Genomic DNA, 25,230 nt, shown 5'->3' with positions numbered 1-25,230 from the left:
CCTCGGAAGGAGGTGATTCAGATGGAGAACAACAAGATGCTCGAGACTCGAGATGCAGGAGCCTGGAGACCCTCGACGCTCCCGGCTGGTGGTCCAGGCTTCGTGGACAGCGTGGTCGTCACCGGCGTCACCGTCGCGGCCTACACCTGATCGGCCCTTCGGCGACAGCCGGATCAATCCGCTGCTGTGCCCGTCCTACGTGGCGGGCACAGCAGCGGCACCCACCCCGACCTTCCAGCCCTTCTCCCGGGAGACCCACCGTGACCCAGCAGATCGACGACCGCGACGCGCTGAGCCTGCCGGCTCGCCCGCGGCTCGCGGCCGACGTCCGGGTGCACCCTCCGGTCGAGGAGGGCTCGCCGTGGATCATCGAGCGCGACGGACGCCGCTACTTCCGGGTCGGCCCGGACCTGGCCCGGCTGGCCCAGTCGCTCACCGGTGACCACGACCAGCGCGAGTCGCTCGTCGTGCTCGGCCGGCCCTGGAGCGAGGACGTCCTCGAGGGGGCGTTGCGCCAGCCTGCACGGGCTCAAGGCTTGCTCGCCGACGGCGACACCCCGCCCCCGCGGCGGCGCCGGGTCAGCGTCGTACCGCCCATGACGATCCAGTTCACGGTGCTCGACCCGTCCCGGATCCTGCGGCGGCTCGCGCCGCTGACCGACCTGCTCGGCCGGCGCCCGGCGCTGCTGGGCTGCCTCGCCATCGCCGTCGGCGGACTGGTCGCGCTCGCGCTGCAGGCGCCGACCGTGGACGAGCCTGATCTCCAGCCCGGTCCCGCTGATGGTCTTCGCGGTCGTCTTCCTCGGCAACTTCCTCGCCACCGTCGTGCACGAGATGGCGCACGGTGCCGTGCTCACCCACTTCGGCGGGACGCCCCGCCGGATGGGCTTCATGCTCTTCTACCTGGTCCCCGCCTTCTTCTGCGACGTCAGCGACGGCTGGCGGCTGCCGCGCGGCGCTCAGCGGGTCCGGGTCGCGCTCGCCGGCATCGCCGCACAGTTCGTCCTGGCCGGCGTCAGCGGCCTGGTGTCCCTCACCCTGCCCGACTCGACCCTGCGCAGCAGCATGGTGCTGCTCTCCGCGGTGATCTACGTCGCGGGCTCGGTCAACGTGATCCCGTTCGTGAAGTTCGACGGCTACCTCGCGCTGATGTCCCACCTCGACATCTCCGACCTGCGCTCGCACGCCATGGCCGATGCTCGCGCCTTCCTGGTCCGTGCGCTCTTCGGTGTGCGCGGAGAGCGCGCGCTGCCGGGCCGCCGCTGGGTGGTGCCCTACGGCCTGGGCTGCCTGCTGTTCCCGCTCTTCCTCGTCGGCTTCGTCGGCCTGCGGCTGTGGTCGGAGATCTTCGCCCGGATGGGGTACGTCGGCGCGATGATCAACCTGAGCCTGGTGCTGCTCATCGTCTGCGGGATCGGCAAGGAGCCTGGTCCGCCTGCACCGGGCCGCCCTCGACGGCGGTGGCCGGATGACCCGGCTGCTCGGGGTGGACCTGGTGCTGGCGGCGATCACCCTCGCCGTGCTGACGCAGGTGCAGGTCGCCCGCACCGTGCCGGCCGGCTACACCGTCGACGGCGACACCGCGCGGCTCTACGTCACGACCTCCTCCGACGGCGACCGGATCCACCCGGGCCAGCCCGTCGAGCTCCGCGACAACGGCATCATCCGCCGCCCGCAGACCGGGGCCGCCACGGTCGGCGACGCCCCCTCGGAGCACGCCAAGATCTCGATGACCACCTTCACGCCGCTCGACCTGGACCTCGACCTCACCACCGGTGTCGTCTCCTTCCGGCTCGACGTGGCCGATCCGCCTGCCCACGACTCCGGGGTCGCCCGGGTCGAGGTCGGCCAGCGGTCGGTCGGCGGCTGGCTCTACGACTCCTACGTGGCCCCGGTCCTCTGACCCGAGCCACCCACCACCGCACGCAGGAGGTCCCGCCCATGGACGCCCCGGTCTACATGTACTACTGCCGGCCCGACACGCTCTTCCACGACGTACCGGGTTTCGAGCGGGGCACCTTCGCGCGCTCGACCGCCGCCGCCCCCGCGGGCTGGCGACGCGGCGCCGACCGCGAGTGGGTGACCCTGCTGCCGGCCGCGCCGCTGCCGCGCCAGGGCTGGAAGATCCACGTCAGCGCCACCCCGGACAGCGCCGAGCACGTGCTCGCCACGTGCTGGGACTACTGCGTCGCGCACGAGATGGCGTTCAAGTTCCTCAAGAGCACCGAGTGCCTGCTCGCCCGCTCCAGCAAGTACGCCGACCGGGCCGGCAGCGGCAAGTTCGTCACCATCTACCCGGTGGACGAGGACCAGCTCGCCACCGTGCTGGAGGAGCTCGGCGCGCTGCTCGACGGGCAGCCGGGGCCCTACATCCTCAGCGACATCCGCTGGCGCAACGGTCCGCTCTACGTGCGCTACGGCGCCTTCGAGCCGGTCCAGCCTGCGCACCTCCGCGGGCGACCTGCGCTACGCGATCGAGGACCCCGAGGGCCGGCTGGTGCCGGACGTGCGCGGGCCCGGCTTCCGCCCGCCGCCGTGGGTGGCCCTGCCCGCGCCGGTGCAGGAGGCCGTGGACGCGCGCCAGCAGACCCGGCTCTCCGACTTCCCCTACCGCCCGCGCAAGGCGCTGCACTTCTCCAACGGCGGCGGGGTCTACCACGGCACCGACCGCGACGACGCGCCCGTGCTGCTCAAGGAGGCCCGTCCGTTCGCGGGCCTGGACACCTCCGGCGCCGACGCGGTCGCCCGCCTCGACCAGGAGCGCTGGGCCTACGAGCAGGCTCGCCGGACTGCCGCACATCCCGCGCCTGTTCGACTACCGCCGCGGCCACGAGCACTACTTCCTGGTCCGCGAGGAGGTCGACGGCGAGGACCTCCAGCACCTGATCTTCGCCCGCAACCCGCTGCTGCGGGCCGACGCGCGCCCCGAGGACTTCGCGAGGTACGCCGCCTGGGCGCTGGAGATGATCGACCGGGTCGAGGAGGGGCTGGCCGCCATCCACGGCCGCGGCGTCGTGTACGCCGACCTGCACCCCGGCAACGTGATGGTCACCGCCGACGGCTCGCTGCGCTTCATCGACCTGGAGGCCTCGCGCCCGATCGAGGAGCGCACCGCCCAGTTCATGGCGGCGCCCGGCTACTCCGCGCCGCCGGGCTGCACCGGAGCGGCGATGGACCGCTACGCGCTGGGCGTGATGCGGCTGGCGATGTTCGTGCCGATGCCTTCGCTGCTGATCTGGGGACCGGACAAGGCGGGTGAGTTCCTGGCCACCATCCGCCGTTACTTCCCCGTCCCCGAGGACTTCGAGGACCGGGTCCGGGCCGACCTGACGCCGACCACGGAGCCGCTGCCGGTCGAGGAGATCGACGAGCGGCAGGTCGCCGCGGCGGCGCTGATCCGGCAGATCTCCGGCACCGGCTGGCCCGAGACCGGAGGAGCGGAGGAGCCGGAGGGCACCTGGCGCGCGCTGGCCGCGCGGATCGCCGCCGGCATCCTCGACAGCGCCGACCTCGACCGCACCGACCGGCTCTACCCCGGTGACGTGCAGCAGTTCCTCGCCCGCGGCGCCGGCCTCGGCCTCTCCCACGGAGCCGCCGGCGTCCAGTGGACCCTGCACGCGCTCGGGTACGACGTGCCGGAGTCCCACCGCGCCTGGCTGCGCGACGCCGCCCGTCGCCACCCGTGGGGCGACCCCGGGCTGGTCGACGGCGCCGCCGGCACCGCGGTCGCGCTGCACGCCCTGGGTGAGCGCGAGCTCGCCGGGGACCTGCTCGACCGGGCCGTGGCCCAGGTGGCCGAGCGACCGGGCTGGCGGCTCGCCGACGGGCGCTCCGGGGTGGGTCTGGCGCTGCTGGAGTCTGGCCGCCCGCGAGGACGACCCGAGCCGGTCCGCGTGGCTGACCGAGCGCGCGGGCGAGCTCGCCCACGCCTGGCGGGCCGAGGACGTCGTACCGGCGGAGGCGTCGTCGTGGGGCCCCGGCCTCTTCGGCGGCGCGACCGGGCCGGCGGCGTTCGCGATCGCCTGGGCCGCGGTGAGCGGTGAGGAGCAGTACCTCGACCTCGCCGCCGCGGCCCTGCGCCACGACGTCGCCGCCCAGCGCACGATCAGCGCGGGCGCCGGCAACGGCACCCTCTCCCCGCTCCTGGTGCGCGGCAGCGGCGGCACGGCCGCGGTAGCCGACCGCCTCCTCGCCCAGCGGTACGACGAGGAGCCTGGCCGCCTTCCGCGCCGAGGTCCGCACCGCCAGCGCCGTGCCCTTCGTCAACGACGGAGGGCTGTTCGGCGGCCGCGCCGGGCTGATGGTGCTGCGCCGTGCCCTCGGTGTCGCGCGCGACGAGGCGCACCTGCGCTCGCTGAGCCTGCACGTCGTCGGCTGGAACGAGCACCTGGTCACCCTCGGCCCGCTGGCCCTGCGCTTGTCGGCGGACCTCGGCACCGGCGCCGCCGGCGTGCTGCTCGCGGTGCACGGTGAGACTCGACGAGCAGCCCCTCTCCCTGCCCTTCCTGGGCCTGTCCACCCCGGCGCGGCTCGCGGAAGGAGCCCTGCGATGAGCACCACCCCGGCGATCGAGGCGATCGGCCTCGGCAAGCACCACGGCGGGGTCCGCGCGGTGGCGGACCTGTCGTTCGCCGTCCGGCCGGGCGCGGTCACCGGCTTCCTCGGGCCCAACGGCGCGGGCAAGTCGACCACGCTGCGGCTGCTGACCGGCCTCGACCGGCCCTCCGCCGGGCGGGTCCTCGTGGACGGTCGGCCGCTGACCGAGTGGCCCGAGCCGGGCCGCAAAGACCGGCGCGGTGCTCGGCGTCAACTGCGCGCACCGCGGCCGGACCGCACGCGACAGCATCCGGTGGGTCTGCCGGCTCGCCGGCGTCCCGGCCGCCCGCGGTGACGACCTGCTCGAGGAGCCTCGGCCTGTGCGGGGTCGCGGACCGTCGTACCGGCGGCTTCTCGCTGGGCATGCGGCAGCGCCTCGCGCTCGCGATCGCGCTCGTCGCGGACCCGGAGATCCTGGTGCTCGACGAGCCGATGAACGGCCTCGACCCCGAGGGCATCCTGTGGACCAAGGACCTGCTGCGCCGGATGCGCGCCGAGGGCCGCACGCTCTTCTTCACCACGCACCTGCTGTCCGAGGTCGAGGACCCGGTCGACGACCTCGTCGTGATCGCCAACGGCGCCGTGGTCGACACCGGCTCGGCGCGGTCGTTCATGGACCGCCACGACCACGGTGCGGTCGTGGTCCGCTCCGACGACCTGCCGGGCCTGGCCGCCGTGCTTCAAGCGGCCGGCGGCCGGGTGGTGCGGGTGCTCGACGGCGACCGGATGGAGGTGTCCGGCCTGGACGCCGCCCAGGTCGGGCGGATCGCCGCCCAGGCCGGCATCCCGGTGCTCGAGCTCTCGACCGGCCGCAGCCTGCACGGCGCCTTCGACGCCGCCCTGAACCCCCGCCTCGCCGTCGATGGAGGAGTCCGATGAGCACCCTGCCGGTCCGGCTGACCCAGGCCGAGCCTGATGAAGTTCACCACCGTGCGCTCGCACCTGGTCACGCTGGTGCTCGGCACCGCCGCGGTCACCGCGATCGCGGTCGCGGTGGCCGCCGCGGGCGACCAGCCGATCGGCCCGGCCGCGCCGGAGCCGGTGGCCCTGCCGATGGAGTACTTCGCCTACGTCGCCATGGTGCTCGGCGTCCTCGTCGCCACCTCCGACTTCTGCTCCGGCACCTACCGGATCGCGGCCGGTCTGGTGCCGCGACCGGGCCTGCTCCTCGCCAGCAAGTACGTCGCCGGCGTGCTGCTCGGTCTCGGCGCTGCCGTCGTCGTGCTGCTCCTCGTCCTGATCGGCGCGGCGCTCGGGGCCGACGCCACCATGGGCTCGCCGTTCGCGGCCGACCAGTGGCCTGCGCACCTGGTCAGCCTGCTCGTCGTACCGGTGGCGGTGACGATCGGCATCTCGGTCGGTGCCCTGCTGCGCAGCAGCGCCGCCGCGATCGCCCTGCTCCTGCTGTGGTCGCTCGGCGTGGAGACCGTGCTGGTGCTCCTGCTCCCGGAGGACGTCGGCGCCTACCTGCCGTTCAAGACCGTCGGCGCCAGCCGCACCGTGGTCGGTGAGACCGGCGACGGCGCGGGCTTCGCCCTCTTCGCGGCGTACGCCGGGGTGCTGGCCGCGATCGCCTTCGCCGCCCACGTACGGCGCGACGCCCCAGCCGACTGATCCGCCCGCACCCCCCACGGACGCACGACGCCCGGACCGGCCAGAGCCGGTCCGGGCGTCGTGACGTGGAGGGAGGTCAGCCGCCGTTGACGATGGCGACGAGGGCCGCGTGGTGGCGGCGGTAGGCCTCGCGGCCGGACCGGGTCATCCGCAGCCACACGCGGTAGCGGGACCCGGTCCGGACGCGACGCTGGGCGATGTAGCCCGCCTCGGAGAGGTAGGCCAGCCTGCTTGCTGAGGACCGACGCGCTGATCCCGAGATGTGCCTGCACGGCGGCGAACTCCACTTCCTGCGCGGCATGCAGCATCGCGCAGATCCGCAGCCGGTGAGCGGGGTGGATCACCGGGTCGAGGTCGTCGGCGGCGGTCATGCTCAGGCGGTACGACGCTGGTAGGCAGCGCCCGTGACCAGGACGACGATTGCCGACAGGCCGGCGCCGACGGCCCAGACCCACGCGGTCTCGGTGATCGCGTAGACCACGGCGGTGCCGCCGATGACGACGAGCATCGTGATCAGGAAGGGTGCCAGGTCGCGGAACCGGAACGCGGCGAAGGAGACGCCGCGCTTGTTCTGGACCTGCATGTTGAGCAGCAGCGCGATGGCCACCGCGCCGAACATGACGGTCGAGCGCTGCGCGGTGTCGAGCATCTGGGCGAGCAGGACCAGGGCGACGAGCACCGCCATCGCGGCGAAGAACCAGGAGGGGGAGGACCGGGTTGCGGACGGCCGAGCCGGCCTTGTCGGCGAGGCCGAGCGCGTCGCGCGCCTCGCGTTGCGTGGGGTCAGGTTTTCCGAGACTTTCCATACTGGAAAGTGTCCGCCTCACTTTCCAGAGTGTCAAGTGAGAATGACCCGAATTCCAGGGGGTTCTCGCCCCATCGCAGGTCGGCTCAGGTGATCGTGAAGTCGTCGTGGTAGCCGATCCGGGCCAGGCTCCACCCGGCCGTCCGGGAGCACCCAGTAGTGCAGCCGACGGGCGGCCGCGGTGCGAACCTGCAGGCTGGCGCGGAAGGCGAGCGCTCCGTCCTCGCGGACCCGCTGCCGCGAGCCGTTGCCGGTGCCGTCGGTCGCGCGCAGCGGGTGGACGCCGAGACCCGGCCGGTCCGGTGCCCGCCCGCAGGCGACCTCGGCGCAGACCTCGTGCACCCGGTCCATGCCGATGCCCTCGACCCGGCGCAGCGAGTCCAGGAACTCCGGTCCCACGACCGGCTCGCGCCACGGGTACCGCTCGCGGTCCGCCGCCGTCGTGCGCCGCGCCCAGCCTGGACCGGATCGCCGCCACCAGGCGCCGGCTCTCGGGCACCTGTGCGTCCAGGCTCGTCGCGCAGCGCCGCCGCGGTCTCCTTGCGCTCGTGGGCCTGGGCCCGAGAGCGCTGGGCGGACCGCTCGGCCCGCTCCGCGCGGGTCCGGGCGTGGTCGAGGTCTCGCCGCAGCCTGCCGGCCCTCCTCGGTGGCGGTGGCGAGCTCGGCCCGGAGGCGTCGTACCTCGGCGCGGGCCTGGTCCAGCGCGCTCTGGGTGCTGTCGACGAGCCCCGCGGAGGCGTCCTCCAGGGTCGCGAGCACCCGCTGCCGCGCGTCGGCGAGGTCCTGCTCGAGGTCGGTGACCAGGCCGGACGCCTGGGCGCGCAGACTCGGCGAGGTGCTGCTCGGTGCCGGCGACCAGCCGGCGGTAGTCCTCGCCCGCGCTCCGGGCGCGCTCGGCTGCCGCGTCCAGACTCGCGGATCTGGTCGGCGATGCCGCCGCTCGTGGCCGCCGGCGCCGGCGCGTGGTCGCCGAAGGAGGGCCCGGGCGGCAGGCTCCGCGGCCAGCGGGAGCACCACCGGCTCGGGGGCGTCGTCGTCGGGCAGCCAGGGCGGGCCGTCGAGCAGGAGGGCGGGCCGCACCCCGCCCGTGGGCACGTCGCGCAGCGACAGCAGCACGCGCTCGGACCCCTCGTGGGCCAGCACTCGGGCCCACACCCGCTGGCCGACCTGCAGCCGCTCCTCGGGGTGGCCGACGTGGTCCTCGGCGACCTCGCTGACGTGCACCAGGCCCTCGACCCCGGGCAGCAGACTCGACCAGCGCGCCGTAGGACCGCAGCGCGACCACCCGGCCCGCGACGCTCGCCCCGACCGGCGCCTCGGTGGCCAGTCGCTCGCGCGGATCGGGCTGGAGCGCGGCGGCGCTGACCAGCAGGCGGCGCCTGCCGTCCCAGCCGGTGACGCGGACGCGCAGGGTCTGCGCGACCCGGACCAGCCGCGCCAGGGGCGCGCGCACCGGGGCGGCCTCGGCCGCCGGCAGGATCGCGGGCGTCCCGTCGGCCAGCCGGACGACGGCCTCCTCCTCGCGCACCGCCACGACGACCGCGACCTGCTCGCTGCGGGTCGGTCCGGCCGTCGCCCGGCCGGAGCCCGCGACCGCCGCGGCGACCCGGTCGAGCACGGTGGGATCGGCCGTGGTCGCGTCGTCGAGGAGCACGAGCGGGTGCTCGTCCGAGGAGCCTGGCCGGGCCCAGGCCGGGGCGCCAGACCCGCACCGCGTCACCGAAGACGTCGAGGCCCTCGGGCAGGCGGCGCTTGAGCCTCCCAGGTCGCCTCGGTGGAGGTGAGCAGGTGCACGCTGGCGCGCTCGCCGAGCGTGGCGAGCAGCCCGGGGACGTCGAGCAGCGGCGCACCCGAGCGGGCGGCGACCGCGACCAGCGGCCGGCGCCGGGCGGGGTCGAGTGCCCGTGCGGCGAGGTCCGCCGCGGCGGCGGCCGTGTCGACGACCTCGGGCTGGGCGCTCATCGCGGCTCAGAGCAGGTCTTCGCTCGTCAGCAGGCCGGTGTCGCGGGCCCGCACGCCCGCCTCGAACCGGCTGCGGGCACCGAGCCGGGCGTTGATGGACTCCGCCATCCGGCGCACGGTGCGCTCGGAGACGCCGAGGGCGTTGGCGACGGCACGGTCGGTGCGGCCCTGGGCCCACAGCCGCAGCGCCTGCATCTCCTGCTCGTTGGTCGGCCGCGCTCGCGGTGCCGGCGCGGGCCGAAGGGCTTGGACGTGCGCCAGGTGGAGGTGAACAGTGCCGACAGGGCCGTCACCATCCCGCGGCCCGTGACGACCATCGCCCCCTGCGCGGAGTCGTCGTCGAGCGGGACCATGACGACCTCGCTGTCGACGACGATCATGCGCAGCGGAAGGGTGGGGGTCACCCGCACCTCGCCGCCGAGGTCGCTCAGCCAGTTGATGTGCTCGACGGTCGCCTCGTCGTTGAGGACCGAGTCGAGGTAGACCGCGCGCATCCGGATGCCGCGGGCCAGGGTCTCCCTGGTTGAGCGGGCGCGAGCGGCGCAGGTTCTCCGCCGACTGCGCGCCGCCGGGGTTGAACGACCAGATCGTGTGCGAGCAGCGCTGGGAGAGGTCCTCGATCCGCCGGCGCACCGCGTCCAGCCCGATCACCCGCTCGATGTCGAGGGAGTCCGGCGCCGCGGCGTGCCGGGCCTCGAGCAGCTGCCCGATCGCCATCCGGCTCTCCTCCAGGCGCACCTTGCGACTGGCGATGTCGGACTCGTACTGCGCCAGCAGCGCCGTCAGCGCCGCGTCGGGGTTGATCAGCCGCGGTTGCGCGTCACGGGCGTCGTGCACCAGGGCGAGGGCGGCCAGGCGGTTCAGCGCGTCGCCCAGGTCCGGCTCGGAGATGCCGATGGCGTCGCGGATGGTCTCGCGATCGGCCTCCGGGTCGGCCAGCAGCGTGCGGTAGACCCGCTCGGCGTTGGTGTCGAGCCCGAGCTCGGCGAGCCGTCCGCCGAGCGCGTCCGGTGACTCGCTGTCGCCCCACGGGTACAGCACGGGACATCCCTTCCCCTCGTGCCCTGTGCCGGTCGAGCGCAGGCTCCCCACAAGCGCGAGCCCGATCGGCACGGTGAACGAGCAGAGGATAGCCCGCAGCGACCCGGTTCATGCCTGAGAGCGAGCGAAGAATGGGAGGGCTCGCGCCGCCGTGTCAGGCACCCCGCTGGGTGCGCACGTGGACCCGCTCGAAGGCCATCGCGCTGCGCGGCACGACCACCTTGACCACGGAGATGTCGTCGTCGGTGCTGAGGTCGACCAGCAGCGGCTCGCTGCCCACCACCTCCCGCACCCGGCGCACCATCGCGGCCAGGCTCCTCGCCGAGGTCGTCGTGGTGCTGCCCGAAGCCCGCCGTCGCCTCGTCGTACGACGCGGTGGGGGCCGGGAACTGCCCCTTGATCCGCGCGTGCTGGTGGGCGTGGTCCATCGTGCTCCAGAAGTGCTCCAGGTCGTCGCGGCTGCCGACGATCGCCGCCAGCCGACCCTGAGCCGCCTCGGTGACGGCCCGGGAGAGCGCGATGAGCGGGTCGCCGTGGGAGCCGCTGCCGCCGCAGACGACCGGGAAGTCCCAGGCTCCAGACCAGGCACTTGAAGGTCGGTACGCCGAACCGGCTCGGCAGCAGCGCGATCGAGATCTGCCCGCCGGCACCGGTGATCGCCTCCACCATCGCGGCGCAGACCGGGTCCGGGACGCTGGAGGGGTCGATCGAGGGCGCGGCGGCGATCTCGGCGAGCGTCGGGCGGCTCAGGGCGTCCCGCTCGATCACCTCGTAGAGCGCGTGCAGCGCGGCCTCCTCGCGGCAGTTGCCGGAGGCCAGGCCGTTGCTGCTCGGGCGCAGGTCGACGGGGGACCACCGGTGCGCCGCCGGATCGCGGAAGCAGATCTCGTCGATCGGCACCGGCACCGTCTGCCCGGTCTCCATGCCGACGGCGTCGACCCAGTCCAGCGGGGTGCGCTCGCTGAGGAAGGGGCTGGGTGTCATCCCGATCTCGCGCACGTCGTAGGGCAGGTCGAGGTCCGCGGCCGCGACGGCGCGGTGCGTCACCGGCGGGCGGACCCGCTCGGCGTGCCAGAACTCGATGCCCTCCATGGCCGCGGAGACCTTCGCCAGGAGCAGGCTCTGGCCCTTGCCCTGCGAGACGCTGAGCGTCCAGGACAGCGGCCGGGTCGCCATCGCCACCGGGATCCCGAGGTGGTCGAGGCCGGTGACGTCGGAGACCCGCGTGATGCCGTAGCGCTCGAAGCGCGGGCAGATGATCTCCCAGGTCTCCTCGGGGGCGCGGGTGCGGTGGGTGCCGCTCGTGTGGACCTTGCGGGTGCCGGTGCTCATGCGAGCCTCCATCGGGTGCTCAGGGTGCCGCCCTCGTCGGCGTGGTCGCGCAGGAAGGACGGCCGGACGGCGGCGGCCGCCTCGTCCAGGCTCGGCAGGCCGCGGTCGCGGGCCGCGGCGAGCAGCACCGTGTGGTCCGGCGAGCAGGCCCACAGCCCGGCGAGGTGGCGCAGCAGCCGCTCCTGCGGCAGCCGGTCGACCAGGCGCTCCTTGTTGCGCCACCAGGTCTCGTCGTTGAGCCGCGCCGCCCGGGCGATCTCCTGCCGCAGCGCCGGTGCGTCGACCAGGTCGGGCCGGGCCCGGCGCAGGTCGTGCAGGCCGCGCGGGGGAGCGAAGGCGCGGACCAGGGTGCGCAGCACCGACTCGGGCGCGGGCAGGTCCCGCTCGGTGTCGAGCAGGTACGGGCTGTCGGCGCCGATCACGCCGACCCACTGCGCGGCGACCTCCTCCTCGCTCGTGCCGAGCTTCGCCGACGACGAAAGCACGCCAGGTGGCGGGGAAGTCCGCGTCGTACACCTGGCGGTGGCGCAGCACGGCGGCGTCGCTGACCCCCACCCCGTCGGTGGGCACGACGCGGTGCTCGACCGCCCAGTCGTAGACGTGCGGGTTGCGCCAGGTGTCCGCGCTGCGCACCCGCGCGGGTGCGGCGGTCAGGCTCCTCCAGCCGGGCCAGGGTCTCCAGGGCGTCGTACGCCTTGACGGCGGCGGCCTGCGGACGGTCCGCGCGGAACGCGTCGAGGGCGTCCAGGCTCGGCCTCCGCCTCCGGCGTCTCCCGCAGCACGGTACGACGCAGGGCCGGCCACGACCGCTCGGTGTAGTGCTGCCTCCGGCAGGTCGCCACGAGCCGGTCCGCCAGGGCGGGGGAGAGGACACCGGCCTCCACCGCGGCGGCGGTGGCGACCCGGACCCCGACGAGCGGGACGTTGCGCGCCGACAGGTCGCCCTCGCGCAGGTGCACCACGGCCACCTCGTCGTCGGCGTCGATGACCCCGTCGCGGTACATCCCGAAGACGGTGCCGGCGCCGATCATGCCCACCTGGTGCAGGCTCGGCGGCGCGCAGCGCGCCCATGCTGGAGCAGCCGACCACGTGCACGCCGCGGTCGATCAGGCTCGAGGATCTCCTTGTGCCGCACCGACACCTGCTGGTGGTACAGCCCGTCGACGATCACCACGACCGCGCCCGCCGGGGCGTCCAGAGCGATCAGGTCGCCGTGCCGGACCGGCTCGTGCACGTGGGCGTCGGGCCGGACGCTGTGGACCTGCTCGGCGGTGAGGGTGGGGCCGGTGAAGACGTGGACCGGCGAGAGGTGCGACACGGTGCTGCTCCGATCGGGGGCTAGGAGTTGCGCAGGGAGTCGACCAGCGAGATCCGGGCGCCGGTGCGCAGCACGGAGCGCTCGTAGACCCGCCCGCCGACGAGGGTGACGACGGCGACGGCGACGATGGTGAGGACGACGCTGAGGATGACCTGCCGACTCGCGACGTCCCCGGTGGCGAGCCGGACCGGCATCACCATGGAGGAGAACGGCGGAACCAGCGAGATCAGGCTGGGCGAAGGTGGAGCCGGGCTCCTGCAGGGCGACGAAGGCGCCGAGGTAGGAGCCGACCATCAACGCGCTCATCGGACCGAGCGCGCCGTTGACCTCCTCCTGGCGCGACACCAGGGAGGCCAGCGCCGCGGCCAGCGAGCCGAAGAAGAGGAAGCCGAGCAGGTAGCCGCCAGCGGCGGCCGCGAAGATCACCGCCGAGCCGTGCGGCAGGTCGTCGGTCATCCCGGTGATGGCGGCCGTGCCGAGCCCGGCGGCGCCGAGGACGACGAGCCTGGACCGTGCCGAGCAGCCCGAAGGCGAGCAAGCTTTGCCGGTGAGGAGCCTGCCAGGGCCGTACGGCGACGAGCAGGATCTCGACGATCCGGTTGCCCTTCTCCTCCACGACCCCGATGGCGACGCCGATCGCCGAGGTCATCAGCAGCATGAGCAGCGCGACCATCAGCAGCAGCGCCAGCCCGGTGCGGGCACCGCTGTCGGCCGCCTCGTCGCCGACCGTCTCCCGGCTCAGCGGGGCGACCGAGAGTGCCGACTGCTGCTGCGCCGCGCTCAGGCCGAGCCCGGTGAGCCGGTCCTGCACGGTGAGGGACTGGTGGGCGGAGTCGAGCAGCGCGCTGAGCGCCCCGTCCGGCTCGCCCTCGGTGAGCAGCCGGTCGTCGTCGAGCACGACCGCGTCGAGGTCGCCGTCCTCGACGCCCTTCCGCGCCGCGGCCTCGTCCTGGTCGGTGACCAGGCTCGACCTGCAGGCCCGCCTGGTCGGCGAGCCTGCTCCACCACGGGCGCGAGCCTCCTTGCTCGTCGTACCGACCAGGGCGACGGTGTAGTCGTCCTCGCCGATCAGGGACGGCACGACGACGAACGCCACCACCGCGACCGTGCTCGCGAGCAGGCCGAGCAGGAAGCCCTTGCTGCGGATGCGCGACTCGATCTCGCGGCGCGCCACCAGCCAGACGTCGCTCACGCCATCGCCTCCCGGAACAGGTCGGTCAGGGTCGGCTCGTCCCACGCGAAGTGCTCGACGGTGCCGAGCCCCATCGCCGTGGTGAGCACGCCGGTCGGGTCCGCCCCGTCGAGGTCGAGCACGGCGGTGCCGTCGGCGTCGGTCTCCACGACCCGCCCGGGCAGGCGGCCGGCCCAGTCCTCGCCCGCGCCCGAGACCCGGATCCGCAGCCGGGGCTCACCGGTGCGCCGGGCGTCGGCGACCGAGGAGTCGAGCACGATCCGCCCGTCCCTGAGCATCGTGATCCGGTCGATCAGCCGGTCGACGAGGTCGAGTCTGGTGGCTGGAGAAGACGATCGGCACGCCGGCCGCGGCCTTCTCGCGCAGCACCACCACCAGCGCCTGCGCGCCGATCGGGTCCAGCCCGGAGAACGGCTCGTCGAGCACGAGAAGCTCCGGGTCGTGCACCAGCGAGACCGCGAACTGCACCCGTTGCTGGTTGCCCAGCGACAGGGTCTGCACCGCGGCGTCGCGGTAGCGGCCGATCTCCAGCCGCTCGAGCCAGTCGTCGGTCGCCCGCCGGGCGGCGGCCGGGCCGAGCCCGTAGAGCCGCCCGAAGTAGTCGATCTGCGCCCCGACGGCCATCTTCTGGTAGAGCCCGCGCTCCTCGGGCATGTACCCGAAGCGCCGCCGCGCGGCCCGGTCCACGGGCCGGCCCTGCCAGGTGCAGGTGCCCGCGTCCGGGGTCAGCACGCCCATGATCGCGCGCATCGTGGTCGTCTTGCCGGCGCCGTTGGGGCCGACGAAGCCGAGGATCTGGCCGGGCCCGACGCTGAGGTCGACGCCGTCGAGGACCGTCCTGTCGCCGTAGGCCTTGATGAGGCCGGTGACCCGCAGGCTCGCCGCTCACGGCAGCGGGTGGGGGTCGGGGCAGCGGGTGCCGGGGCCGAGGCGTCGTTCGTTCCAGCCGTACGTCGTGCGCTCGTCGATCCGCAGCGGCTGGTAGCCGTCCGGCACCACCTTCACCACCGACCAGCCCATCGCCCGCACCCGCTCGGGCAGCCGGTCGGTGAGGTCGAGCACGATCGGGTCGAGGCCGTCGGCGAGGAGCGCGGCGAGCAGGTCGCCGGTGGCGAGCGGCGGCAGCGCGAGCGGGTAGGTCGAGGGCAGCGGGTCCGCCAGCCACGCGGCCAGGCTCGCGGCGCCCCGCGGCGAGGCGAGGAAGGCGAGCCGGTCGTTGTCGCCGGTCACGACGGTGGGCGGCGGCTCGGTCGCGGCGGCGCGGACCGCGAGCAGGCTGCGGTACAGCCTGCAGGCTCTCCTCCAGGGCGCCCGCGACGGCATGGCCCGGGTCGTCGGAGACCTTGGCGCCGACGCAGAGCGCCGGGCCGGTGGGTGTCTCCACCCGCACCCCGCCCACCACGCAGACCAGCCCGGGCACCGACAGCGGCAGACTCGGCGAGCACCGGCTCCATCCCGCCGCGGCGGACCAGGGCGAGCAGGTCGGCCACCCGGCGCCACGAGGCGTCCGGCGCGCCGCCGGCGAGCAGCCCGTCCACGTCGACGGCACGGGTACGCCGCCGCCGGGTCCACGACACGATCACCGCGTCCCGCTCGATCGTCTCCAGCAGCGCCGAGCGCAGCGCCCGCTCGTGGCCGATCCCGGACGCCGTGCCCGAGGGGCCCGGGTCGAACGCGGGTCCCTCGGACTCGGCCGGGTAGTCCACCAGGCCTGCGGGCACCAGCAGCCGTGCCCCGTCACGGACCCGGGTGCCGGCGTAGCGGCGGACCGGGTGCGTCAGCGGAGCGTGCAGGGCGGCGAGCCCGCTGCCGTCGTACGGCGTGCCGGAGGTGGCCTCCGGCCCGCCGTGCAGGGCCAGCCGCTCGACCGCCTCGCCCACCGCCCGCACGAGCGCGTCGCGCCGGGTCAGCGCACAGGCACCGGTCACGCACGAGGTGAGCGCGGTGCTGCTCGTCGGCGGCGGGTGCGGGCAGGCGAGCCTGGATGGCCACCCGCCACAGCCCGTCGCCCGCGAGGCCCGGAGGCTCCGCGGAGTGCGCCCGGACCAACCCGGCTGCCGGGTCGAGGAGTCCCAGCAGGTCCAGGGCGGCCCGCGGCCGGGCGGGTGCGGGCGGGGCGGTCGGCACGGTCACGAGCGGGCCGTCGGGGTCCGGACTACTCCCAGCCCCAGTTGTCCAGGGCCGTGTGGATGTCCGGCACGGGGATCACGATGACGCCGCCGACCACGATGGTCCCGGTCGTCGGGGGCGCCGGCGGCACCGGCTGCGCGTTGCTCGGCGCGGCGGCGAGCAGAGTGCCGGCGATGCCGAGCGAGCCGACGACGGCCGCACGGCGGGCCAGGCGGGCGAGACGACGGGGCGAGCGGGAGGCGCTGCGAGGAGCCATGGGGGGTAGTTCCTTCCGAGATGGGTCGTTGCTGCAGAAATCGTGACCCGGCCCCTACCCCCTCAGAAGCGGGGTCAAGCGGCCATGTCCGGGTCCGGACAGTCCCCGATTTGGCGGGGCGCCGCGGGCGCCGTACCGTTGCCCTCGAAACCTTTAGACCGCCGGTTGTCCGGGCTGCCAAGTCCGGGCCGAAGGTTCCACGGAAGTGGACGCCTGCGCAGGGGATCAGAGCAGCACCGCGGGCCTCGCCCGTTGTCCACGCCCTGAGCGCCTGCGCTCGGGGCGTTCGTCTTTCCTGGACGAGTGCGGCGGTCCCCATCCGGAAGGAGACCCATGGCGCGGGCAGACAAGCAGGCCGCCGTCGCGGAGATCGCTGAGTCGTTCAGCGAGTCCGCAGGCGCTGTGCTGACCGAGTACCGCGGTCTCACCGTCAAGGAGCCTGCAGGACCTTCGCCGCTCCCTCGGTGCGAACGCCAGCCTACGCCGTGGTCAAGAACACGCTGGCCAAGGCTCGCCGCCAAGGAGGCGGGCATCGACGGCTTCGACGACCTGCTCACCGGCCCGACCGCGATCGCCTTCATCAAGGGCGACGTCGTCGAGGCGGCGAAGGGTCTGCGTGACTTTGCCAAGGCGAACCCCACCCTGGTCATCAAGGGTGGCGTTCTGGACGGCAACCTCCTCGACGCGACCGAGATCGGCAAGGCTGGCCGACCTCGAGTCCCGCGAGGTGCTCCTGGGCAAGGCTGGCGGGCGCGATGCTCGCTTCGCTGAGCCAGGCCGTCTACCTCCTCAACGCCCCGCTCGCCCAGGCTGCCCGGCTCGCCGGCGCCCTGGAGGCGAAGGCGCAGGAGGACCCCTCGATCCTCGCAGGTGGTGCCGGCACGCCGGCCGCCGCTGACGAGGCTCCCGCCGAGGAGGAGGCTCCCACCGAGGAGCCCGCCGCCGAGGCTGCCTCTGACGAGGAGCCCGCCGAGGCCTGAGGCCTCGGCGTCACCACCACCTGAAACCCGGCCCTGCGACGGAAGTCGACGGGCCACCTGAGAAAGGAACCGCCACCATGGCGAAGCTCACCACTGACGAGTCTCCTCGACGCGTTCAAGGAGATGACCCTCATCGAGTCTCTCCGAGTTCGTGAAGCAGTTCGAGGAGACCTTCGGCGTCACCGCCGCCGCCCCGGTCGCCGTTGCCGCCGCTCCCGCCGCCGGCGGTGGCGCGGGCGGTGCCGAGGAGGCCGCTGCGCAGGACGAGTTCGACGTCATCCTCGAGGCCGCTGGTGACAAGAAGATCAACGTCATCAAGGAGGTGCGCGCGCTGACCTCCCTCGGTCTGAAGGAGGCCAAGGACCTCGTCGAGGGCGCGCCCAAGGCCATCCTGGAGAAGGTCAACAAGGAGACGGCCGACAAGGCCAAGGAGTCCCTCGAGGGCGCCGGCGCCACCGTCACCCTCAAGTGACCTCTCGCTGATCCGTCAGCACCGAGGCCGGCAGGAGCACCGCTCCTGCCGGCCTCGGGCATTTGGTCCCGCTCCGTCGACTTGGGACTTCCCACCCGCGACTTGGGACTTCGCACCCGCGACTTGGGACTTCGCACCCGCGACTTGGCACTTCGCACCAGCGAGCAGAGGCCCAGGTCGGAGTGGAAAGCCACAACTCGCGGGTGGGAACCCACAACTCGCGGGTGGGAACCCACAACTCGCGGGTGGGAACCCACAAGTCGCGCTCCGGCAGTGCCTCGCGCCGGAGGCTACTGGTGAGTACATTCGGGGTCTCGATAGTCGGGTTGGCGTGACGGGCGCCACGGGGAACGCGTAACGTGCGCCACGTGCTCGCGTTGTTCCCACGGAGCACGACCCGGGGTCAGCGGAGGAAGAGGTCAACATGGGCGTCGACGTAGCGGTGACGAACCTGACGAAGCAGTTCGGCAAGCAGACTCATCTGGAAGGGCGTCTCGCTCACGCTGCCCGCCGGTGAGATCTCGGTGATGCTGGGCCCGTCGGGCACCGGCAAGTCGGTCTTCCTCAAGGCCCTGATCGGCCTCATCAAGCCCGACGAGGGCTCGATCGTCATCGAGGGCACCGACATCGCCTCCTGCTCCGAGAAGGAGGCTCTACGAGGTCCGCAAAGCTGTTCGGCGTGCTCTTCCAGGACGGCGCCATGTTCGGCTCGATGAACCTCTACGACAACGTCGCCTTCCCGCTGCGCGAGCACACCAAGAAGGGCGAGTCCGAGATCCGTGACATCGTCATGGAGAAGATGGACCTCGTCGGTCTGCTCGGCGCCGAGATGAAGGCTCCCCGGCGAGATCTCCGGCGGCATGCGCAAGCGTGCCGGCCTGGCCCGCGCGCTCGTGCTCGACCCCGAGATCCTGCTGATCGACGAGCCGGACTCCGGGCTGGACCCGGTGCGCACGTCGTTCATCAACCAGGCTCTTCGTCGACCTGAACGCCCAGATCGACGCGACCTTCCTGATCGTCACCCACGACGTGCACTCGGTGCGCGTCGTGCCCGACCAGATCGGTCTGCTCTACCACAAGCACCTCGCCATGTACGGCCCCCGCGAGATGCTGCTGTCCTCCGACGAGCCTGTCGTGCGCCAGTTCCTCAACGCCCAGACCGTCGGCCCGATCGGGATGTCGGAGGAGAAGGACGCCGACCAGGCTCGCCGCCGAGAAGGACATGAGCCTGCCCGCGCTGCCGCCGATCCCGCTGCAGGCTCGAGCCCTCCAACGGCATCCCGCGCCGGGCCCAGCGTGAGCCCGGGGCGTGGTGCCGCGAGAACGGCATCACGCCGCCGCCGGGCTCCTTCACCAAGGAAGCCGAGCACGCCAGCGGCTCCCAGCAGCACTGACCCACATGTCCCTGACGGTTGCAAGGGCGCTCCAGCCCGTCGGAACCGCCGGCAAAGGCTCTTCGCGTTCGCTCTCGACGTCGCGCGAGGCCTCTTCCGGCGTCCGTTCCAGACACGTGAGTTCATCCAGCAGGCCTGGTTCATCGCCTCGGTCACCATCGTGCCGACGGCGCTGGTCGCCATCCCCTTCGGCGCGGTCATCGCGCTGCAGGTCGGCGGCCTGATCAAGCAGTTCGGCGCGCAGTCGTTCACCGGCTCCGCCTCCGTGCTCGCGGTCATCCAGCAGGCCGGCCCGATCGCGACGGCACTGCTGATCGCCGGCGCCGGCGGCTCGGCGATCGCGGCCGACCTCGGCGCGCGCAAGATCCGCGAGGAGCCTCGACGCGATGATGGTGCTGGGCATCGACCCCATCCAGCGCCTCGTCGTTCCTCGCGTGCTCGCCTGCATGCTGGTCGCGGTCTTCCTCAACGGCATGGTCAGCGTCGTCGGCGTCGCCGGCGGCTACGTGTTCAACGTGATCCTGCAGGACGGCACCCCCGGCGCCTACCTGGCCAGGCTTCACCGCGCTCGCCCAGCCTGCCGGACGTGTGGATCGGCATGCTGAAGGCGCTCATCTTCGGTCTGATCGCGGCCATCGTGGCGGCGTACAAGGGGATGAACGCCGGTGGCGGCCCGAAGGGCGTGGGCGACGCCGTCAACGAGTCCGTGGTCATCACCTTCCTGCTGCTGTTCGTCGTCAACTTCACGCTGAGCACGATCTACCTCCAAGTCGTGCCCCCGAAGACGGGTTGAGGTCGCGGACATGTCGAACATCAAGGCGGTCTACCAGCGGCCCGTGCAGGGCCTGGACACCCTCGGCCACGAGCCTGTCCTTCTACATCAAGGTGCTCCTGGCGCTGCCGCGCTCGATCACCCGCTACCCGCGCGAGATCCTGCGGATCCTCGCCGAGGTCACCCTCGGCTCCGGTGCGCTCGCCGTCATCGGCGGCACCGTCGGCGTCATCATCGGGATGACCTTCTTCACCGGCGCCCAGGTCGGCCTGTCCGGGTACGCCGCGCTCAACCAGGCTCGGTACGGCGGCCTTCTCCGGCTTCGTCTCCGCCTACTTCAACACCCGCGAGATCGCCCCGCTCGTCGCCGGCATCGCGCTGGCCGCGACCGTCGGCTGCGGCTTCACCGCCCAGGCTCGGCGCCATGCGGATCTCGGAGGAGATCGACGCCGTCGAGGTGATGGCGATCCCGTCGATGCAGTTCCTCGTCACCACCCGCGTGGTCGGCGGTCTCATCGCGATCGTCCCGCTCTACGTCGTGGGCCTGCTGTCGTCGTACGTCGCCAGCCGGCTGGTGGTGACCAAGTTCTACGGTCAGTCGACGGGCACCTACGACCACTACTTCAACCAGTTCCTGCCACCCGGCGACGTGCTGTGGTCCTTCGGCAAGGTGCTCGTCTTCGCGGTGGTCGTGATCCTGATCCACTGCTACCACGGCTACACCGCCTCCGGCGGTCCCGCGGGCGTGGGCGTCGCGGTGGGCAAGGCGGTGCGGACCAGCATCGTCGCGATCAACGTGATCGACCTCTTCCTGTCGATGGCGATCTGGGGCGCCTCGACCACTGTCAGGCTGGCGGGGTGATCGGGCGATGAACCGCATCCTGGCCGCCCACAAGGCGCTCGGCGTGATCTTCGTGTGCCTGCTGCTCCTCGGCGTCTGGCTCACCTACGCGACCTTCTCCAAGAAGTTCGTCAGCTACGACAAGGTCACCTTGACCACCTCGACCGTCGGTCTGCAGTCGCCCACCCGCGCGGACGTCAAGATCCGCGGCGTCATCGTCGGCGAGGTGCTCGAGGCCCGGTCCGGCGAGGGCAAGAGCGCCGTGCTGACCCTCGGCATCTACCCCGACAAGATCTCCGAGATCCCGGCCAACGTGACCGGCTCGATCGTGCCCAAGACGCTCTTCGGCGAGAAGTACGTCTCCCTCGTCGTACCGGACACCGGGCCGTCGGGCACGATCCGGGTCGGCGCGACGATCGATCGCACCAAGGTCGCCACCGAGCTCGAGGAAGTTCTCTCCGACATCTACCCGCTGCTCACCACCGTGCGCCCGGCCGACCTCAACGCGACGCTGACCGCGCTGGCGACCGCGCTCGACGGACGTGGCGAGCAACTCGGCAAGAACCTCGAGACCGTGGACTCCTACCTCAAGCGGATCAACCCCGAGATCCCCGCACTGCTGCAGGACCTCAAGGCTGACCGCGCAGGTGTCCGACACCTATGCCGACATCCTCCCCCAGGTGGCCCAGATCCTCGACAACACGGTGAAGACGACCGGCACGCTGGAGGAGAAGGAGGCGTCGCTGACCGCGACCCTGCGCGACGTGCGCAGACTTCTCCGACACCGCACGCTCCTTCCTCGCCGCCAACGAGTCCAAGTCTGCGCGAGGCCGGGGAGCCTGAGCACGCCGATCCTGCGCGCCGTCGCCCGGTACGCCGTCACGATCCCCTGCATGGCCGCGGGCATCGTCAAGGCCCAGGGCCGCCTGGCCAGTGCCTTCCGCGGCTACGAGCCTGCACATCGTGCTGGAGACCCTGCAGAAGCAGCCGCGCAAGTACACCGCGGCGGACGCCCCGAAGTTCGGCGACGACCGCGGCCCGAACTGCCTCGGCCTGCCGGACATCCCCTACAGCCAGGAGAACCCCTACCCGCCGCTGCCGCACCTCAACGACGGCATGAACGGCAACACCGGCAAGGGCAACTTCCGCCCGGCGCCCGACCAGGCCGCCTACACCGGCACGCCCGACGACGTGGCCGCGCTGCGTGGCGCGCTCGACGCCGAGTACGGCGCAGGCGACGACCTCGGCGTGCTGCTCGCCGGCCCGCTGGCGGCAGGGGGCACGCGATGATCCGCGGTCTCGACAAGCGCACCAGCGGCGACCTGGTCCGGCTGGTGGTCTTCATGGTCACCACCGCCCTCGCCACGAGCGTCCTGATCATCACGATCGGCAACCTGTCGTTCGGAGCGAAGAAGGACTACGCCGCCGAGTTCGTCGACGCCACCGGCGTCAACAAGGGCGACGACATCCGGATCGCGGGCGTCAAGGTCGGCAGCGTCGAGGACGTGAAGGTCGTCGGCCCGCACCGGGCGCTGGTGAAGTTCAAGGTGGACGCCGACACCGTCCTCAACGACGCGACGCACGCCCGGATCCGCTACCGCAACCTGCTCGGCCAGCGCTACATCTCGCTCTTCCAGGAGGGCGACACCGGCAAGCGGCTGGACGAGGACGCGAAGATCCCGACCAAGAAGACCGAGCCCGCGCTCGACCTGACGGTGCTCTTCAACGGCTTCAAGCCGCTCTTCGAGGCGCTCTCGCCCGACGACATCAACAAAGGCTGTCCTACGAGATCGTCCAGGTCTTCCAGGGCGAGGGCGGCACCCTCGAGGGCCTGCTCTCCAGCACCGCCTCGCTCACCCAGACCCTGGCCGACCGCGACAAGGTCATCGGGCGACTCCTCGACAACCTCGACTACGTCCTCGACCACGTCGCGGACCGGGACACCCAGCTGACCCGGCTCATCGACAGACTTCCGCAAAGCTGGTCGGCGGCCTCAACGACGACCGTGAGGCGATCCTGTCCTCGCTGGACTCGATCTCCGCTCTGTCCGTGCAGACCGCGGCCCTGGTGACCGACATCAAGGACCCGTTCGTCAAGGACATCAAGGAGCCTGCGCACGGTGGCGACCACGCTGGACCGCAACCGCAAGGAGATCGACCGCGCGATGCAGGTGCTGCCGATCAAGTCTGCGCAAGATCGGCCGGACGGCGACGTACGGCTCGTGGTTCAACTTCTACCTCTGCCACTTCCAGGCTCACGGTCAAGGTCCCCGGCCAGTCGACGCCGATCCTCAAGCCGAACATCCCGGTCGGCACCCAGCGCTGCAACCTCGCTGAGGAGGTGGGGGAGCGGTGAAGCCCTTCCGCGAGCGCAACCCGGTCGTCATCGGCGCGGTGAGCATCGCCACCCTGGTTCTCATGGTGGTGGCCGCCATGCGCGCCCAGGACCTGCCGCTGGTCGGTGGTGGCGACACGTACTACGCCTCCTTCACCGAGGCCGGTGGCCTCAAGGTCAAGGACGAGGTCCGCATCGCCGGCGTCCGCGTCGGTCAGGTCACCTCGATGGAGCTCGACGGCAACTCGGTCAAGGTCGGCTTCAAGGCTCAAGACCGACCAGAGAGCTCGGCGACAAGACCGCCGCCGACATCAAGGTGAAGACCATCCTCGGCTCGATGTTCCTCGCGGTCACCCCGGGCGGCGAGGGCGAGATGGCCGAGGGCGGGACCATCCCGACCGACCGCACCACCTCGCCGTACGACGTGGTGGAGGCGTTCAGCGGACTGGCCGAGACGTCGGCCGACATCGACACCGACCAGGCTGGCCGCGTCGCTGACGACCCTGGCCGACCTGACCCGCAACACCCCCGAGGAGTTCCGCTCCGCCCTCTCCGGCGTCTCGGCCCTGTCGAAGGTGATCGCCTCGCGGGACACCCAGATCAACTCGCTGCTCAAGAACCTCAACCGGGTCTCGACGGTGCTCGACTCCCGCGACCAGGACATCGTGGCGCTGATGGGTGACGCGGACACGCTGTTCCAGGCGCTGGTTCAGCGCAAGGCGCAGATCCACAACCTGCTGGTCTCGACCACCACGCTGAGCCAGAAGCTCACCGGCCTGATCCGGGACAGCAGGGCCGACCTCAAGCCGGCGCTGGACCACCTGGACTCGGTGCTGCAGGTGATCAAGAAGAACGAGAACAACCTGGAGCAGTCGATCGCGACGATGGCGCCCTTCTACCGCGTGTTCGCGAGCACCCTCGGCACCGGCCCGTGGTTCGACACCTACCTGTTCAACCTGCCGCCGGCACCGCGTCTGGGAGGCCAGTGATGAGTGACCTGCGCCGTTGGCTGCCCGTGGCCGTCGTCCTCCTGCTCCTCCTCGCCGGGGTGGTGTGGATGCTCGGCGGTGAGAGCGACCGCAAGACCGTGACGGCCTACTTCCCGCGGGCCGTGTCGGTCTACGAGGGCAGTGACGTCCGGGTGCTCGGCGTGGCCGTGGGCCGGGTCGAGGAGGTGGTGCCCGAGGGCACCCAGGTCAAGGTCGTGATGACCTACGACAAGGACGTCGACGTCCCGCAGGACGCCGAGGCGGTCATCGTCTCGCCGTCGGTCGTGGGCGACCGCTACGTCCAGCCTGTCACCGGCCTTCGAGGACGGCGACAAGGTGATGGCCGACAACACCGTCATCAAGGCGGAGAAGACCGGCATCCCGCTCGAGGCTCGACGAGATCTACTCCAGCATCGACAAGGCTCACGGTCGCGCTCGGCCCCGAGGGAGCCAACCGCCAGGGCGCGCTGACCGACCTGCTGGAGCAGACCGCGAAGAACTTCGGTGGTCAGGGTGAGCAGTTCCACCAGACCATCAAGGACTTCGGCAAGGCTCAGCGAGACCTTGGACAACAACAAGGACGACCTGTTCGACTCGGCCAAGCAGACTCGAGGGCTTCATCAAGACCCTCGCCGACAACGACGACACGGTGCGCGGCTTCAACCGCTCGCTGGGCAATGTCTCGACGCTGCTCAACGACGAGCGCCAGGAGCCTGACCACCGCCCTGACGAACCTCGGTACGGCGCTCGACGAGGTCGCGACCTTCGTCAAGACCAACCGCGCGGTGCTCGGGCGCAACATCAAGGACGTCAACCGGGTCGCCAAGGTGCTGGTCCGCCAGCGCGGGGCACTGGACGAGATCCTCGACGCCGGTCCGCTGGCGCTGACGAACCTCTACCACACCTACAACCCCAAGGACGCCACGCTCGACACCAACGCCAACATCGGCAACATCCTGCACGAGTCGACGTCCAAGCCGTCCTCGGTGGTGTGCCTGCTGGTGGCGCCGGCCGACGCCAAGGGCGACCTGTGCAACCTGATCCGCAAGATCCTGCCGCGGGGTGCCCCCTTCGGGATCGGCTCGGCCTTCTCCCAGCCCTACGACCCGACGCTCAACGGACTCGTGGAGGTGGAGCGATGAGACGCTTCGGTGCACGGGCCCGGGTGGCCGTCGCGCTGCTCGCCGGCATGCTGACGCTCT

The 25,230-nt window shown here is 72.3% G+C and carries 40 protein-coding genes and 3 pseudogenes; 27 read left to right on the top strand and 16 right to left on the bottom strand.

Going from position 1 to position 25,230, the window contains the following annotated elements; genetic code table 11:
* Positions 1-21 precede the first annotated feature (21 nt).
* From G5V59_RS17925 to G5V59_RS17885, 9 genes are all read left to right on the top strand, one after another.
* Complete coding sequence (locus G5V59_RS17925; protein WP_278257384.1) at positions 22-150, top strand: hypothetical protein; 129 nt, start codon at positions 22-24, stop codon at positions 148-150.
* A 110-nt stretch (positions 151-260) separates the two neighbouring features.
* Entirely contained in the window at positions 261-1,472 is a 1,212-nt protein-coding gene (locus tag G5V59_RS17920; protein ID WP_278257383.1) for a hypothetical protein, read from the top strand.
* Positions 1,469-1,903 (top strand): hypothetical protein, encoded by a 435-nt coding sequence (locus tag G5V59_RS17915; RefSeq protein WP_278260311.1) that lies wholly within the window; start codon positions 1,469-1,471, stop codon positions 1,901-1,903. The genes G5V59_RS17920 and G5V59_RS17915 overlap by 4 nt, the downstream gene beginning before the upstream one ends.
* 38 nt (positions 1,904-1,941) lie before the next feature.
* Positions 1,942-2,886, top strand: a complete 945-nt coding sequence (locus G5V59_RS17910) for a hypothetical protein (RefSeq protein ID WP_278260310.1) — start codon at positions 1,942-1,944, stop codon at positions 2,884-2,886.
* A complete protein-coding gene (locus tag G5V59_RS17905) occupies positions 2,790-4,043 on the top strand; it encodes a hypothetical protein (protein ID WP_278259912.1) in 1,254 nt (417 codons plus the stop codon). The genes G5V59_RS17910 and G5V59_RS17905 overlap by 97 nt, the downstream gene beginning before the upstream one ends.
* Positions 4,033-4,473: a hypothetical protein gene (locus G5V59_RS17900; RefSeq protein ID WP_278257382.1), complete on the top strand. Its 441-nt coding sequence runs from the start codon at positions 4,033-4,035 to the stop codon at positions 4,471-4,473. The genes G5V59_RS17905 and G5V59_RS17900 overlap by 11 nt, the downstream gene beginning before the upstream one ends.
* Positions 4,418-4,891, top strand: coding sequence for an ATP-binding cassette domain-containing protein (locus G5V59_RS17895; RefSeq protein ID WP_278257381.1), 474 nt, complete (start codon positions 4,418-4,420; stop codon positions 4,889-4,891). Before G5V59_RS17900 ends, G5V59_RS17895 begins: the two co-directional genes overlap by 56 nt.
* Positions 4,888-5,475 carry an AAA family ATPase gene (locus G5V59_RS17890; protein WP_278257380.1) on the top strand — a complete coding sequence of 196 codons (588 nt, stop codon included), beginning with the start codon at positions 4,888-4,890 and terminating at the stop codon, positions 5,473-5,475. The genes G5V59_RS17895 and G5V59_RS17890 overlap by 4 nt, the downstream gene beginning before the upstream one ends.
* A 36-nt stretch (positions 5,476-5,511) precedes the next feature.
* Positions 5,512-6,210 (top strand): hypothetical protein, encoded by a 699-nt coding sequence (locus G5V59_RS17885; RefSeq protein WP_278257379.1) that lies wholly within the window; start codon positions 5,512-5,514, stop codon positions 6,208-6,210.
* A gap of 76 nt (positions 6,211-6,286) precedes the next feature.
* Here G5V59_RS17885 and G5V59_RS17880 read toward each other — a convergent pair whose 3' ends face one another.
* The 3 genes from G5V59_RS17880 to G5V59_RS17870 all read right to left on the bottom strand — a co-directional run bounded on the left by G5V59_RS17880 (position 6,287) and on the right by G5V59_RS17870 (position 8,131).
* Entirely contained in the window at positions 6,287-6,511 is a 225-nt protein-coding gene (locus G5V59_RS17880) for a transcriptional regulator (protein ID WP_278257378.1), read from the bottom strand.
* Between the two features lie 72 nt (positions 6,512-6,583).
* Positions 6,584-6,895 (bottom strand): hypothetical protein, encoded by a 312-nt coding sequence (locus G5V59_RS17875; RefSeq protein ID WP_278257377.1) that lies wholly within the window; start codon positions 6,893-6,895, stop codon positions 6,584-6,586.
* 153 nt (positions 6,896-7,048) lie between these two features.
* Positions 7,049-8,131 carry a hypothetical protein gene (locus G5V59_RS17870; protein ID WP_278257376.1) on the bottom strand — a complete coding sequence of 361 codons (1,083 nt, stop codon included), beginning with the start codon at positions 8,129-8,131 and terminating at the stop codon, positions 7,049-7,051.
* Here G5V59_RS17870 and G5V59_RS17865 point away from each other — a divergent pair.
* On the top strand, positions 8,103-8,771 hold the full coding sequence (locus G5V59_RS17865; protein ID WP_278257375.1) for a hypothetical protein: 669 nt from the start codon (positions 8,103-8,105) through the stop codon (positions 8,769-8,771). The two genes, G5V59_RS17870 and G5V59_RS17865, sit on opposite strands and share 29 nt — an antisense overlap.
* Here the strand turns inward: G5V59_RS17865 and G5V59_RS17860 are convergent.
* From G5V59_RS17860 to G5V59_RS17800, 13 genes are all read right to left on the bottom strand, one after another.
* Positions 8,732-8,977 (bottom strand): hypothetical protein, encoded by a 246-nt coding sequence (locus tag G5V59_RS17860; RefSeq protein WP_278257374.1) that lies wholly within the window; start codon positions 8,975-8,977, stop codon positions 8,732-8,734. The two genes, G5V59_RS17865 and G5V59_RS17860, sit on opposite strands and share 40 nt — an antisense overlap.
* A gap of 6 nt (positions 8,978-8,983) precedes the next feature.
* A complete protein-coding gene (locus tag G5V59_RS17855; RefSeq protein WP_278257373.1) occupies positions 8,984-10,018 on the bottom strand; it encodes a LuxR C-terminal-related transcriptional regulator in 1,035 nt (344 codons plus the stop codon).
* 108 nt (positions 10,019-10,126) lie between these two features.
* Positions 10,127-11,983, bottom strand: coding sequence for a YcaO-like family protein (locus G5V59_RS17850; protein WP_278257372.1), 1,857 nt, complete (start codon positions 11,981-11,983; stop codon positions 10,127-10,129).
* A 17-nt stretch (positions 11,984-12,000) separates the two neighbouring features.
* Entirely contained in the window at positions 12,001-12,381 is a 381-nt protein-coding gene (locus tag G5V59_RS17845; protein ID WP_278259911.1) for a TfuA-like protein, read from the bottom strand.
* A complete protein-coding gene (locus G5V59_RS17840) occupies positions 12,378-12,668 on the bottom strand; it encodes a hypothetical protein (RefSeq protein ID WP_278257371.1) in 291 nt (96 codons plus the stop codon). The genes G5V59_RS17845 and G5V59_RS17840 overlap by 4 nt, the downstream gene beginning before the upstream one ends.
* Before the next feature lie 20 nt (positions 12,669-12,688).
* Complete coding sequence (locus G5V59_RS17835; protein WP_278257370.1) at positions 12,689-12,862, bottom strand: hypothetical protein; 174 nt, start codon at positions 12,860-12,862, stop codon at positions 12,689-12,691.
* A 32-nt stretch (positions 12,863-12,894) separates the two neighbouring features.
* A complete protein-coding gene (locus G5V59_RS17830) occupies positions 12,895-13,860 on the bottom strand; it encodes an ABC transporter permease (RefSeq protein ID WP_278257369.1) in 966 nt (321 codons plus the stop codon).
* A complete protein-coding gene (locus tag G5V59_RS17825) occupies positions 13,857-14,117 on the bottom strand; it encodes a DUF4162 domain-containing protein (RefSeq protein ID WP_278257368.1) in 261 nt (86 codons plus the stop codon). Before G5V59_RS17825 ends, G5V59_RS17830 begins: the two co-directional genes overlap by 4 nt.
* Positions 14,077-14,655, bottom strand: a complete 579-nt coding sequence (locus tag G5V59_RS17820) for an ATP-binding cassette domain-containing protein (RefSeq protein ID WP_278259910.1) — start codon at positions 14,653-14,655, stop codon at positions 14,077-14,079. Before G5V59_RS17820 ends, G5V59_RS17825 begins: the two co-directional genes overlap by 41 nt.
* Positions 14,656-14,745: 90 nt before the next feature.
* Positions 14,746-15,090 (bottom strand): hypothetical protein, encoded by a 345-nt coding sequence (locus G5V59_RS17815; RefSeq protein WP_278257367.1) that lies wholly within the window; start codon positions 15,088-15,090, stop codon positions 14,746-14,748.
* Positions 15,087-15,713, bottom strand: a complete 627-nt coding sequence (locus tag G5V59_RS17810; RefSeq protein WP_278259909.1) for a YcaO-like family protein — start codon at positions 15,711-15,713, stop codon at positions 15,087-15,089. The genes G5V59_RS17815 and G5V59_RS17810 overlap by 4 nt, the downstream gene beginning before the upstream one ends.
* Positions 15,598-15,993 (bottom strand): hypothetical protein, encoded by a 396-nt coding sequence (locus G5V59_RS17805; RefSeq protein ID WP_278257366.1) that lies wholly within the window; start codon positions 15,991-15,993, stop codon positions 15,598-15,600. Before G5V59_RS17805 ends, G5V59_RS17810 begins: the two co-directional genes overlap by 116 nt.
* 22 nt (positions 15,994-16,015) lie before the next feature.
* Complete coding sequence (locus tag G5V59_RS17800) at positions 16,016-16,246, bottom strand: hypothetical protein (RefSeq protein WP_278257365.1); 231 nt, start codon at positions 16,244-16,246, stop codon at positions 16,016-16,018.
* Between the two features lie 333 nt (positions 16,247-16,579).
* On the opposite strand from G5V59_RS17800, the pseudogene rplJ reads away from it, so the two are divergent.
* The 17 genes and pseudogenes from rplJ to G5V59_RS17715 all read left to right on the top strand — a co-directional run bounded on the left by rplJ (position 16,580) and on the right by G5V59_RS17715 (position 25,170).
* Positions 16,580-17,226, top strand: a pseudogene (gene rplJ / locus G5V59_RS17795) (50S ribosomal protein L10).
* 77 nt (positions 17,227-17,303) lie between these two features.
* Positions 17,304-17,698 (top strand): annotated as a pseudogene (gene rplL / locus G5V59_RS17790) (50S ribosomal protein L7/L12).
* A gap of 527 nt (positions 17,699-18,225) precedes the next feature.
* Positions 18,226-18,414 (top strand): ATP-binding cassette domain-containing protein, encoded by a 189-nt coding sequence (locus G5V59_RS17785; RefSeq protein ID WP_278257364.1) that lies wholly within the window; start codon positions 18,226-18,228, stop codon positions 18,412-18,414.
* The gene (locus G5V59_RS17780) at positions 18,378-18,686 is read left to right on the top strand and encodes a hypothetical protein (RefSeq protein WP_278257363.1); all 309 of its coding nucleotides are present in this window, start codon (positions 18,378-18,380) and stop codon (positions 18,684-18,686) included. The genes G5V59_RS17785 and G5V59_RS17780 overlap by 37 nt, the downstream gene beginning before the upstream one ends.
* The gene (locus tag G5V59_RS17775) at positions 18,577-18,924 is read left to right on the top strand and encodes a hypothetical protein (protein ID WP_278259908.1); all 348 of its coding nucleotides are present in this window, start codon (positions 18,577-18,579) and stop codon (positions 18,922-18,924) included. The genes G5V59_RS17780 and G5V59_RS17775 overlap by 110 nt, the downstream gene beginning before the upstream one ends.
* Positions 18,806-19,408, top strand: a pseudogene (locus G5V59_RS17770) (ABC transporter permease); the annotation flags it as partial. The gene G5V59_RS17775 and the pseudogene G5V59_RS17770, both read left to right, overlap by 119 nt.
* A 70-nt stretch (positions 19,409-19,478) precedes the next feature.
* Positions 19,479-19,697, top strand: a complete 219-nt coding sequence (locus G5V59_RS17765) for an ABC transporter permease (protein ID WP_341351245.1) — start codon at positions 19,479-19,481, stop codon at positions 19,695-19,697.
* Positions 19,691-19,885, top strand: coding sequence for an ABC transporter permease (locus tag G5V59_RS17760; protein ID WP_278259906.1), 195 nt, complete (start codon positions 19,691-19,693; stop codon positions 19,883-19,885). Before G5V59_RS17765 ends, G5V59_RS17760 begins: the two co-directional genes overlap by 7 nt.
* 92 nt (positions 19,886-19,977) lie before the next feature.
* Positions 19,978-20,325: a hypothetical protein gene (locus G5V59_RS17755; protein ID WP_278257362.1), complete on the top strand. Its 348-nt coding sequence runs from the start codon at positions 19,978-19,980 to the stop codon at positions 20,323-20,325.
* The gene (locus tag G5V59_RS17750) at positions 20,289-20,726 is read left to right on the top strand and encodes an ABC transporter permease (protein WP_278257361.1); all 438 of its coding nucleotides are present in this window, start codon (positions 20,289-20,291) and stop codon (positions 20,724-20,726) included. Before G5V59_RS17755 ends, G5V59_RS17750 begins: the two co-directional genes overlap by 37 nt.
* A gap of 7 nt (positions 20,727-20,733) precedes the next feature.
* Complete coding sequence (locus G5V59_RS17745; protein ID WP_278257360.1) at positions 20,734-21,825, top strand: MCE family protein; 1,092 nt, start codon at positions 20,734-20,736, stop codon at positions 21,823-21,825.
* Positions 21,822-21,995 (top strand): hypothetical protein, encoded by a 174-nt coding sequence (locus tag G5V59_RS17740; RefSeq protein WP_278257359.1) that lies wholly within the window; start codon positions 21,822-21,824, stop codon positions 21,993-21,995. The genes G5V59_RS17745 and G5V59_RS17740 overlap by 4 nt, the downstream gene beginning before the upstream one ends.
* Entirely contained in the window at positions 21,992-22,657 is a 666-nt protein-coding gene (locus G5V59_RS17735) for an MlaD family protein (protein ID WP_278257358.1), read from the top strand. The genes G5V59_RS17740 and G5V59_RS17735 overlap by 4 nt, the downstream gene beginning before the upstream one ends.
* Before the next feature lie 97 nt (positions 22,658-22,754).
* Complete coding sequence (locus tag G5V59_RS17730; protein WP_278257357.1) at positions 22,755-23,060, top strand: hypothetical protein; 306 nt, start codon at positions 22,755-22,757, stop codon at positions 23,058-23,060.
* Positions 23,057-23,359 (top strand): MlaD family protein, encoded by a 303-nt coding sequence (locus G5V59_RS17725; RefSeq protein WP_278257356.1) that lies wholly within the window; start codon positions 23,057-23,059, stop codon positions 23,357-23,359. Before G5V59_RS17730 ends, G5V59_RS17725 begins: the two co-directional genes overlap by 4 nt.
* Positions 23,360-23,521: 162 nt before the next feature.
* The gene (locus tag G5V59_RS17720; RefSeq protein ID WP_341351244.1) at positions 23,522-24,028 is read left to right on the top strand and encodes an MCE family protein; all 507 of its coding nucleotides are present in this window, start codon (positions 23,522-23,524) and stop codon (positions 24,026-24,028) included.
* A 26-nt stretch (positions 24,029-24,054) separates the two neighbouring features.
* Positions 24,055-25,170 carry an MlaD family protein gene (locus G5V59_RS17715; protein WP_278257355.1) on the top strand — a complete coding sequence of 372 codons (1,116 nt, stop codon included), beginning with the start codon at positions 24,055-24,057 and terminating at the stop codon, positions 25,168-25,170.
* Positions 25,171-25,230 lie beyond the last annotated feature (60 nt).

This window comes from Nocardioides convexus (assembly GCF_011090295.1).
The sequence above is the reverse complement of the archived record's forward strand: the minus strand, read 5'-3'. Positions and strand labels throughout refer to the sequence as shown.

Bases quoted from the DNA above. Each gene is read 5' to 3' on its own strand.
- G5V59_RS17925 (WP_278257384.1), top strand. From the start codon at position 22: ATGGAGAACAACAAGATGCTCGAGACTCGAGATGCAGGAGCCTGGAGA.
- G5V59_RS17915 (WP_278260311.1), top strand. From the start codon at position 1,469: ATGACCCGGCTGCTCGGGGTGGACCTGGTGCTGGCGGCGATCACCCTC.
- G5V59_RS17910 (WP_278260310.1), top strand. From the start codon at position 1,942: ATGGACGCCCCGGTCTACATGTACTACTGCCGGCCCGACACGCTCTTC.
- G5V59_RS17885 (WP_278257379.1), top strand. From the start codon at position 5,512: ATGAAGTTCACCACCGTGCGCTCGCACCTGGTCACGCTGGTGCTCGGC.
- G5V59_RS17880 (WP_278257378.1), bottom strand. From the start codon at position 6,511: ATGCCGCGCAGGAAGTGGAGTTCGCCGCCGTGCAGGCACATCTCGGGA.
- G5V59_RS17875 (WP_278257377.1), bottom strand. From the start codon at position 6,895: ATGGCGGTGCTCGTCGCCCTGGTCCTGCTCGCCCAGATGCTCGACACC.
- G5V59_RS17860 (WP_278257374.1), bottom strand. From the start codon at position 8,977: ATGAGCGCCCAGCCCGAGGTCGTCGACACGGCCGCCGCCGCGGCGGAC.
- G5V59_RS17845 (WP_278259911.1), bottom strand. From the start codon at position 12,381: ATGATCGGCGCCGGCACCGTCTTCGGGATGTACCGCGACGGGGTCATC.
- G5V59_RS17835 (WP_278257370.1), bottom strand. From the start codon at position 12,862: ATGCCGGTCCGGCTCGCCACCGGGGACGTCGCGAGTCGGCAGGTCATC.
- G5V59_RS17800 (WP_278257365.1), bottom strand. From the start codon at position 16,246: ATGGCTCCTCGCAGCGCCTCCCGCTCGCCCCGTCGTCTCGCCCGCCTG.
- G5V59_RS17785 (WP_278257364.1), top strand. From the start codon at position 18,226: ATGCTGGGCCCGTCGGGCACCGGCAAGTCGGTCTTCCTCAAGGCCCTG.
- G5V59_RS17765 (WP_341351245.1), top strand. From the start codon at position 19,479: ATGATGGTGCTGGGCATCGACCCCATCCAGCGCCTCGTCGTTCCTCGC.
- G5V59_RS17760 (WP_278259906.1), top strand. From the start codon at position 19,691: ATGCTGAAGGCGCTCATCTTCGGTCTGATCGCGGCCATCGTGGCGGCG.
- G5V59_RS17750 (WP_278257361.1), top strand. From the start codon at position 20,289: ATGCGGATCTCGGAGGAGATCGACGCCGTCGAGGTGATGGCGATCCCG.
- G5V59_RS17745 (WP_278257360.1), top strand. From the start codon at position 20,734: ATGAACCGCATCCTGGCCGCCCACAAGGCGCTCGGCGTGATCTTCGTG.
- G5V59_RS17740 (WP_278257359.1), top strand. From the start codon at position 21,822: ATGAACGGCAACACCGGCAAGGGCAACTTCCGCCCGGCGCCCGACCAG.
- G5V59_RS17735 (WP_278257358.1), top strand. From the start codon at position 21,992: ATGATCCGCGGTCTCGACAAGCGCACCAGCGGCGACCTGGTCCGGCTG.